This is a genomic window from Hamadaea sp. NPDC051192, from assembly GCF_040682475.1.
Lineage (GTDB): Bacteria > Actinomycetota > Actinomycetes > Mycobacteriales > Micromonosporaceae > Hamadaea > Hamadaea flava.
Genome location: NZ_JBFBAZ010000276.1, coordinates 1 through 3,360 on the forward strand (window position 1 = coordinate 1; position 3,360 = coordinate 3,360).

Sequence of the window (3,360 nt, forward strand, 5' to 3'; positions counted from 1 at the left end):
GTCTATAGTGGACAGATCAAGTCCTATCAGGAACCCCGCAATGACGTCGTCTGGCCAGCGAAAACAAGTACACGAAAGTGCGGCTGGAGTACTAGCACGCAGAATCGCTCCAGATCATGCGGTGTGAGGCGGACCCCGTCCGCACGTCGGCGACGCGTGGAAACTGACCCCTGGCGGCGATCGGCTTGTCGACGTCGCCGCAACCTGCACCGGCGGGCATCGCGAACAGTCCGGAGACTATGCGTGACTCGTCGAGGACCGTCCCACGAGTGTCTACATCGCCTTGCCCCTGTGACTGACCCGGGGCGATGGAATAGCCCACGGCGCGGCTAGAGACTGCCCCGATGTGTTGCTCCAGGACGACGACTCCATTTAAGGATTGAGTTACACACGTCGTGTCGCTGACGGACGCACCCCGTCGCCGGCGCGGCGCGAACGCCCGGTCGGTGCAACGCACCGCGCCGGCCGGGCCCGTCTCGTCCTGCCCGCTTACAGCGGCGTCACCACATGCACGTTCCGGCCGCCGCGTGCGGCCCAGATGCAGTGTGGCTGGATCTGAGGGCGGCGCGTGAGGAGTGGGCGAGCGCTGGAAATTCGCACCCATCCGATTCCGGCTGGGCCACGAATCCCGATGGACCACGTCCGGAGGGAGAATGTCATGGTTTCCACCACTCGTGCGGCGGTGTCCGCGCGCAGTCCGCTCCAGCTCGTCGCGTACGCGGTGGGCGCGGTGTTCCTGCTGGTCGGGGTGCTGGGCTTCGTTCCCGGGATCACGACCGACTACGGGACGCTCAGTTTCGCCTCGCATCATTCCGATGCCCGGCTGCTCGGCGTGTTCCAGGTGTCGATCTTGCACAATGCCGTACATCTGTTGTTCGGGGTGGCCGGTCTGCTGCTGGCTCGGACGGTCGGCGGTGCGCGGGCCTTCCTGGTCGGCGGCGGTGCGATCTACCTGGTGCTCTGGCTGTTCGGGCTGGTGGTCGACGCCGACAGCGCGGCCAACTTCGTGCCCGTCAACTCCGCCGACAACTGGCTGCATCTGGCGTTGGGCGTCGGCATGACGGTGCTGGGCTTGGCGCTGTCCCGCCCTGAGCGAGCCTGACCCCGACGGCCCGACCCGATTGGTCGGTCCGGCCGGATCTGGAACTCGAACAAGCAGGCGGTGAGGATGACGGACGGGCAGTTCCCGGCCCTGGTCCCGGCGGGGTCGGCGACACCGGCCCCGGAGGACCTCGGCGACCTGTTGCGGCAGGTCGCCCGGGGCGACGAGGCGGCGTTCGCCCGGCTCTACGAGAAGGTCTCGGCTCGCGTCTACGGGCTGGCCCGCCGGGTCCTGCGCGATCCGGCCCAGGCTGAGGAGGTCGCTCAGGAGGCGTTGGTCGAGGTGTGGCGCAACGCCGCCCGCTTCGACCCGGCTCGCGGCTCGGCGACGGCGTGGATCTTCACGATCACCCATCGCCGGGCCGTCGACCGGGTCCGGTCCGAGCAGGCGGTCGCCGACCGCATCCACCAGTTGGTGCCCGAGCCCGAGCACACCGCCCACGACGAAGTGGCCGACCAGGCGACCGCCCGGATCGAGCGCGGACAGGTGCGCCGCTGCCTGCGTACCCTGACCGAGCTGCAACGCGAGGCGATCACGCTCGCGTACTACAGCGGCTACACCTATCGCGAGGTGGCGGCGCTGCTCGACGCGGCCCTGCCGACCGTCAAGACTCGCATGCGCGACGCGTTGATCCGCCTGCGCGACTGTCTCGGAGTGGAGGCGTCCCGATGACCACCGACGACCTGCACCTGCTGACCGGCGCCTACGCGCTCGACGCTCTCGACGACGCCGAGCGCGAAGCCTTCGAGCGCCACCTGCGCACGTGCCCCACCTGCGTGGCCGAGGTCGCGGGCCTGCGTGAGGCGGCCGCCCGGCTCGCCGACGACAGCTGGTCGTCGCCCCCGCCCCGGCTGCGCGAGCGGGTGCTCGAACAGGTCCACGGCACGCGCCAGCTCACTCCCACGCCGGTCGGTCGCGCCTCGCGGTGGCGTCGGCGCGCGGCCTTCGCGCTGGCCGCGGCTGTGATCGCGGCGGTCGCCGGCGGCGTCACCTATTTCCTGCAGGACCAGCGGGTACGCCAAGAGCAGGCGGCCCGCGCGGAGGCGGAGCAACGCCAGGCCCGCGTCGACGCCGTGCTGACCGCCGCCGACGTGGTGGTACGCACCTCGCCGGTGACCGGCGGCGGACGGATCACCGTGGTCTCCGCGGCCTCACAGGACGCGGCGGTCGTGGTCGTCACCGGGGCCACCGCGCCACCGGCCGATCACGCGTACGAGTTGTGGACAGTCCGGGGTGCGACGGCGCAGCCGGCCGCAGTCATGGATCCCGGCCAGACGACGGCGACCCAGTACGTCAGCGGCATCTCCGGGGCGAATCTGATCGCCATGACGATGGAGCCGGCCGGTGGATCGGCGACGCCGACTTTGCCGATCGTCGCGCAAGTGCGGCTCTGAGCCGGGCGTACGCGAATCAGATTTTTCGGAAATCACACCCATCCGATCCGGCGGCTCGGCCGAATCCCCAGCGACGGGGACTCCGCCGGAGTCCCACGAAGAGGGGTGTTCACGATGAAGCCGAAGAAGACGTTCGCGACCCTGTTCGCCACCGGTGTCGCCGCGCTGGCGCTGACCGCGTGCGCCAGCGGCGCGACGACGTCGAGCGCCGCCGGAGCATCCACCGCGCCCTCGGCGACCGCCTCGGCGGGCATGTCGGCGTCGGGTGAGTTCGGACCCGGCTGCGCGGCCGTGCCGACAGACCCGGCCAACCCGGGCAGCTTCGACGCGATGGCCAAGGTGCCCGTCGCGACCGCCGCGGCCGGCAACCCGATGCTGTCCACGTTGGTCGCCGCCGTGCAGAAGGCGAACCTCGGCGACACGCTCAACAGCGCGCAGGCGATCACGGTCTTCGCGCCGACCAACGACGCGTTCGCCAAGATTCCGAAGGCGGACCTGGACAAGACGCTCGCCGACAACGCGACGCTGACGAAGATCCTGACCTATCACGTGGTGGCCGGAAAGCTCGCGCCCGACCAGCTCGCCGGTACGCACAAGACCCTGCAGGGCGGCGAACTGACCGTGAGCGGCTCCGGGACCGACTTCACGGTCAACGCGACGGCCAAGGTCGTGTGCGGCAACGTGCAGACCGCCAACGCGACCGTCTACATCATCGACAGCGTGCTGATGCCCAAGTGATCCCCACCGTGGGCTCGCCGGCTCCACCCCGCGGGCCCCCCCCCAGGGGGGGCGCCCAGCGCCACCCCAAAGGGAGAGGGGGGGGGTGGGGAAGAGTGTTTAAAAAAACCGGTTTATGAAGGGGGT

General features: G+C 69.9%; 4 protein-coding genes. All 4 read left to right on the forward strand.

The features are described from left to right. The first annotated feature begins 658 nt into the window (after positions 1–658). The 4 genes from AB0M47_RS42430 to AB0M47_RS42445 all read left to right on the forward strand — a co-directional run bounded on the left by AB0M47_RS42430 (position 659) and on the right by AB0M47_RS42445 (position 3,234). On the forward strand, positions 659–1,102 hold the full coding sequence (locus AB0M47_RS42430; RefSeq protein ID WP_363424637.1) for a DUF4383 domain-containing protein: 444 nt from the start codon (positions 659–661) through the stop codon (positions 1,100–1,102). A 66-nt stretch (positions 1,103–1,168) separates the two neighbouring features. Then, the gene (gene sigK, locus AB0M47_RS42435) at positions 1,169–1,774 is read left to right on the forward strand and encodes an ECF RNA polymerase sigma factor SigK (protein WP_363424645.1); all 606 of its coding nucleotides are present in this window, start codon (positions 1,169–1,171) and stop codon (positions 1,772–1,774) included. Further along, on the forward strand, positions 1,771–2,496 hold the full coding sequence (locus AB0M47_RS42440; RefSeq protein ID WP_363424639.1) for an anti-sigma factor: 726 nt from the start codon (positions 1,771–1,773) through the stop codon (positions 2,494–2,496). Before sigK ends, AB0M47_RS42440 begins: the two co-directional genes overlap by 4 nt. 114 nt (positions 2,497–2,610) lie before the next feature. Further along, positions 2,611–3,234, forward strand: a complete 624-nt coding sequence (locus AB0M47_RS42445) for a fasciclin domain-containing protein (RefSeq protein ID WP_363424642.1) — start codon at positions 2,611–2,613, stop codon at positions 3,232–3,234. Positions 3,235–3,360: the final 126 nt, after the last annotated feature.

Excerpts from the sequence above, each read along its gene's own strand:
- AB0M47_RS42430 (WP_363424637.1), top strand. The coding sequence starts at position 659 with ATGGTTTCCACCACTCGTGCGGCGGTGTCCGCGCGCAGTCCGCTCCAG.
- sigK (WP_363424645.1), top strand. The coding sequence starts at position 1,169 with ATGACGGACGGGCAGTTCCCGGCCCTGGTCCCGGCGGGGTCGGCGACA.
- AB0M47_RS42440 (WP_363424639.1), top strand. The coding sequence starts at position 1,771 with ATGACCACCGACGACCTGCACCTGCTGACCGGCGCCTACGCGCTCGAC.
- AB0M47_RS42445 (WP_363424642.1), top strand. The coding sequence starts at position 2,611 with ATGAAGCCGAAGAAGACGTTCGCGACCCTGTTCGCCACCGGTGTCGCC.